3 protein-coding genes are annotated in these 6,000 nt (G+C 38.7%); all 3 read left to right on the forward strand.

All coding sequences use genetic code 11. The annotated features are described in order from the left end of the window. The first annotated feature begins 149 nt into the window (after positions 1 to 149). A complete protein-coding gene (locus AZF04_RS06700; protein ID WP_061948076.1) occupies positions 150 to 2,333 on the forward strand; it encodes a glycoside hydrolase family 88/105 protein in 2,184 nt (727 codons plus the stop codon). A 49-nt stretch (positions 2,334 to 2,382) separates the two neighbouring features. Then, positions 2,383 to 4,815: a glycosyl hydrolase gene (locus tag AZF04_RS06705; protein WP_061948077.1), complete on the forward strand. Its 2,433-nt coding sequence runs from the start codon at positions 2,383 to 2,385 to the stop codon at positions 4,813 to 4,815. 198 nt (positions 4,816 to 5,013) lie between these two features. Next, a partial coding sequence (locus AZF04_RS21745; protein WP_459543466.1) for a collagen-like domain-containing protein occupies positions 5,014 to 6,000 on the forward strand: 987 nt, incomplete at its 3' end.

A 6,000-nucleotide genomic window follows, 5' to 3' on the forward strand; every position in this document is an offset into this window, starting at 1 on the left:
ATAGAATCGACTTCTGTGGGATTTGAGGAAAGAGCGCCCATGATTTTGAGGTGCTCTCTAATGCCTACGGAATAGTAAAAAAACTTTAGTATATATTTTATGCTTTTTTCTTATCTAGGAATGATTAAAAAACCATTTGGAGTGAGTAGATGGAACCTTATTTTCCTATTAATGAAAGTATTTATTCTAAATTAGAAAATAATGTGGAAGCGACTTTAGCAACCATTTCAAACCGATATATGGGAAGTAACCCTGCACATCCTATTACTTACCGTGCTTTTCATACGGAAGGGTTTAAGCGATTAAAAGATTATCGATATGATTTCGCATTACAACAAAAATTCCCAGAATGTGAAGATGGACAATATGTGTATGCTTGGGCCAAATTATGGCAGGACACGGACGCCCCCTTAATGTTCGCAATAAATTGCTATGGACCTGCTGTTCTATATCTTAATGGAGAGCAGGTTTATCGTTCATCAATAGTGGAAGAGCTTGATCCTAAAAAAAGAATAGGACTTCGATTAACACTAATAAAAGGCTGGAACTTTTTTCTTCTTCGTTTTAGAAAGACTACTTCAGGAATTGGTGGCATTTTTGGAACCGGTTCATTTAAACGTCATCCTATGCACTTTTTATCCCCAACGAAAGAAAGAGAAGGACAAGAGGGCTGGGTCTTTACTGAACCTCTTGATCAACCTTTAGAAATACTTCCTACTGAAGAATCCGTAAGTCTGGCAAAAGAAAAATGGTTACCTAAGTTAAACCATCATGGCCAGGATCAAATGGTACATTTAGGAGATTGTTATCCAGGAATCAATGATGGATATGCAATTGCTTGGACAAAGCTTTCGGTTCAAGAGGTAGATGAAAAGCTATTCACGATCAAGGGTCAATCAAAAGGAGCCCTTTCTGTTTTTATTAATCATGAGAAGGTATGTTCTATAAAAGAAGTGGGTCATTTTGAATTTCAAATATCTTTATCTTATGGGGATTATGAGCTTTTCGTCCAAAGCTATGCTTTAGAAGACGATTGGAATTTTAGTCTGCAACTTCCAGAAGAATTGTCTATCATAAGTCCGTTTCCTATTAAAGGAGCAATAGATTCTTGGGTGCTGACAGGACCTTTTAAAAGAGAAAAAGCACTCGATTTAAATAGTATAAAGACTAAAGAAGCGTTAAAGGAAGGAATTGATGGGCCAGTCTATTATAAGCTTAATCAAAATCGACTAGTTGTCCGACCTTATTTAGAGAATTCTTTGTTTGGAAAATGGGATTATCCTTTAGGTGTCACTTTGTATGGGCTACTTCAAACAGGAAGAGTAATAAAAAGACAGGATATTATCGATTATGTGATTAAGCACATTGAAACTTCCACTTCTTTATACCGCTACTCCTTATGGGATAAAACTCAATATGGAGCAGCAGGAGTTAATAATCAATTATCGGCGATCGATAGCTTAGATGATTGTGGTTCTTTTGGTGCTACTATGCTTATTTCTAGTGAAGATGCAGAGATCACTGACAGTTCCTTGATAGCAAAGGATGTTGCCAATCATATTACACATATTCAAGACCGATTAGAAGACGGGACACTTTATCGCCGTTTTGGAAGCGTTGATTTTATGAAGGATACACTTTGGTGTGATGACCTTTATATGGGAACGTTCTTTTTAAGTCAATATTATAAGAAAACAAACGACCCAGTCTATCTAGAGGATGCCATTCATCAATTTATTAGTTATAAAAAATATATGTATATGTCAGATTTGAAGATTATGTCGCATGTATATGATTATAAATTTAATACAACCACTAATATACCATGGGGTAGAGGGAATGGTTGGGTTATTTTTTCGTTGGCCGAGCTATTATTAGTTTTACCTGAAAATCATAAAAAACGTCCAGAGCTTTTAAGCTTTTTCCGTGAACTTTCGGAAGGGTTTTTATCCTTGCAGGGTGAGAGTGGTATGTGGCACCAGGTACTAACCGATTTTGAATCTTATGAAGAAACTTCGTGCACCTCTATGTTCATTTATGCTTTTTCAAAAGGAATTCAACAAGGATGGTATGAACAGCCGACCCCTTATGTACAATCCGTCTTTAAAAGCTGGAAAGCGATGGAGCAGATTTCAATTGATAAACTAGGTAATGTTTACGGAGTCTGCCAAGGTTCAGGCTATTCTTTTACAGGTGACTATTATAAGCATGATTTAACATGGATACTCAATGATACACACGGAACGGGAATTGTATTATTAGCGGGTATTGAAACGGTTCAATTACGAAGTTGGCTATTAGACAGAAGGGAAGGAATACTTTCAGAGCTCTGACTTATTTTTGACGAATTAATACTATAAAAGATTGAAAGTGGGTGTCATTTTGGAGCATTTAAAGAAATCGTTTATTAACCCATCGGAAGAATTTACTCCTATTCCTTTTTGGTTTTGGAACGATTATTTAGAAAGTGATGAAATCCTTTCACAACTTCAAGATTTTTATGAAAAAGGCGTTACAGGATTTGTTCTTCATCCTAGAATTGGTATTCCGAAAGAAATTGGTTATTTATCCGAGAGATTTATGGAATTAGTATCTACTGCAATAAATGAGGCAGCTCGTTTAAATATGACGGTCATTTTATACGATGAAGGCATGTATCCATCTGGCTCTGCTAATGGTCAGGTTGTACAAGAAAATCCACTATATGCAAGCAAGGGTCTTCAAATGCAGGAATATGCTTGTAAAGCCGGAGAAAATCAAATTTCCCTTAGCATAGATAAAGGTGAAGAAATCGTATCTGTACAAGCGGTTGAAAAAGATAGTACAGGAAATATTAATATGGAACATTCTAAGGTTTTGAGCCCAAATCAAGAAAAAGTTCACTTTACTCCACCAAATGATTCTCAATGGTCTGTCTTAGTATTTAAACAAATTTTCTCAAAAGGAACTATCAGAGGAATACATTATGGACAGGATGACGGTGAAAAGTTCGCTCCTGCATCGGCAGATTTGTTAAAACCAGAAGCGGTAGAAGCCTATATACGACTTACTCATGAGGTATATTATTCTAATTTGGAATCACATTTTGGTAATACGATCATTGCAATGTTTACCGATGAGCCAGATATGCTTGGGAGAAATTCACTACCTGGCCTGAAACCATGGAGTGAACAATTTCTTTCCTACTATCTGGAGTCAGGCAATCGAGAAGAATACTTACCAGCATTATGGTTGGAAGTAGGTTCTCAAACGAGTGAAATAAGAGAAAGCTATAGAAAAACCGTTAATAAACGATTAACAGAAACGTACTATAAGCCAATAAGTGAATGGTGTCATACCCATGGAATAGCCCTGACTGGACATCCAGCTGCCAGTGATGATATTGGTCTTTTGAAATATTTTCAAATTCCAGGTCAGGATGTTGTCTGGAGGTGGGTAGCACCAGAGGATGAGTTAGCTATAACAGGTCCTCACTCGACTGCAGGGAAATGTTCAGCTGATGCAGCTAGACACCACGGTAGAAGGCGTAATTTAAATGAAGTATTAGGTGTTTGTGGAAAAGACAATAGTTGGAATTTAAGTGCGGGAGATATGAAATGGTATTTTGACTGGCTTTTTATTCGTGGCGTTAATCTTATTTCCCCTCATGCTTTTTACTATTCCGTTAATGAGAGAAGTAGAAGTCACGAAAGACCGCCGGATGTAGGGAGAAATAATAGTTGGTGGCCATTTTATAAGGAATTTGCTCAATATATAAAAAGAATGAGCTGGATGATGACCGATAGTGTAAACAGCGCAGATATCGCGATTTTATGTAGAGAAGATCATCTTCCTTGGATGTCAGCTAAGCCATTATATGAAAATCAGTTAGAATTTAATTACTTAGAAGAAGCACTTCTAATGGATGAAGTAAAATGGAGTAATGGCAAAATTCATATTCAAAAACAGACTTATTCTATTTTATTAATAGAAAAAGAATATTCGTTACAAGATAGATTGATTAAAAAGCTAGAAGATTTTATAAACGAGGGTGGGAAAGTTGTCTTAATAGATCATGACATGAAGATACAAGGAGCTAATTATTGTACTCTTTCTAATATTGACGACTTACTTACTGTACTAACAAAAGGTAGGCATCAGCCTTTTCATGTATTTCCGACTCACAAAGATCTTCGTGTAAGTCATGTACGTAAACATGAAACCTCTTTTTTTGTATTAGTAAATGAAGGGGAGGAAAGAATAGAAGGTTCTTTGTATTTAAACGAAACAGGTAAGGTCGAGCAATGGAACGCTTGGAAGGGTGAGATTTTAGAAGTAGGCGTTAATCAAGGTGAGGCATCAAACGAAGTTCCGTTTCTTTTAGAAAGAAGAGAGTCAATCATTTTTTCTGTAAATAATAGCTTAGAGTCATCCCAACGAAATCTTGAAGAGAAAGAAATACATGAGAAGCAGCAGAGAGCTCTAACGACGTGGGACATCAAAGGTTTTAAACAAAAAAGCTTACAATCTTGGACGGGTTGGGAAAATATGAAGTACTTCTCGGGGACAGTTCATTATGAGACAAACTTTCATATGGAGGAATGTCAATCAGTGACTCTACATTTAGGCGAAGTATATGAAATTGCTAACGTTATTATTAATGGGAAGCACCTTTCTACCAAAATGTGGGCACCTTATACATTCGAAGTTCCTTCTTCCTATATTGAAAAAGGAGAAAACACCTTATTAGTGGAAGTTACAAATAGTAAAGCGAACGAAATGGATCAAATAGCATTACCGTCAGGATTATTAGGACCTGTTACGATAGAATGGTAATTTAAAATTCTAAATAAGAAGAACGTCCTTTAGAGTTTATAAACTCTATGGGACGTTTTTTTATTATTATGTTGGTTAAATGAGGTCGATTAGTACTTTTATTTAATGAATTAGAATGAAATTTTATAGTAAAAGAGCCGTGTTTCTTCTAGTGATTTTTACATATTTTAATAGAAGTAGCTTGAGAGGAGTATGTAAATGACTAGGTTTTCGAATGATAGAAACTGTAGGCGATATAATAATCAATCAAATTTAATAAATAATGGAAGGAAGAATCCTTTTGATAATGGATCGGGAAGAGGAGTTACTGGTCCAAGAGGACCTATAGGCCCAACCGGAGCAACTGGAGTTACCGGCCCAGCAGGAGTAACGGGAGCGACAGGCATACCCGGTCCAACCGGAGCAACAGGGGTAGGGCTAGTAGGAATCGTAGCATTTGATCCAACAGCGGCATCAAGCTATGCAATCAGTCAAGTGGTGACGTTTGAAGGAAGCACCTATGTGGTGAATAGTGCACCGCCAACAGGAACACCGGGAACCTCAGGAGATTATACATTGTTAGCTCGCGCTGGTGCGACTGGAGTTACTGGCCCAGCGGGAGTAACAGGAGCGACAGGAGTAGGCGGCACCGGCCCGACAGGTGCTACTGGGGCAATAGGAGTGACCGGAATCCAAGGACCAACAGGAGTCACTGGGATTACAGGAGCGACCGGAATTCAAGGTGTAACGGGAGCAACCGGAGTAGGATTAGATGGAGTGATAGCGTTTGATCCAGTAGCGGCCCCAGGCTATCCAGTCGGTCAAGTGGTGACCTTTGAAGGAAGCACGTATGTGGTGAATAGTGCGCCACCAACGGGAACGCCAGGAACCTCAGGAGATTATACATTGTTAGCTGCTTCTGGAGCGATGGGAGTTACGGGCCCAGCAGGAGTAACAGGAGTAGGTGTCACCGGCCCGACAGGTGCCACTGGGGTAACAGGAGTGACCGGAATCCAAGGGATAACGGGAGCAACCGGAGTAGGATTAGGAGGAGTGGTCATCTTTGATCCAGTAGCTGCGCCTGGCTATTCAGTTGGTCAAGTCGTCACGTTTGAAGGAAGCACCTATGTGGTCAATAGTGCACCACCAACGGGAACACCGGGAACGTCGCCAGATTACACATTGTTAGCAGCCGCTGGAGCGACA

The organism is Alkalihalobacillus trypoxylicola, from assembly GCF_001590785.1.
In the GTDB taxonomy this organism is placed as follows: domain Bacteria; phylum Bacillota; class Bacilli; order Bacillales; family Bacillaceae_D; genus Alkalihalobacillus; species Alkalihalobacillus trypoxylicola.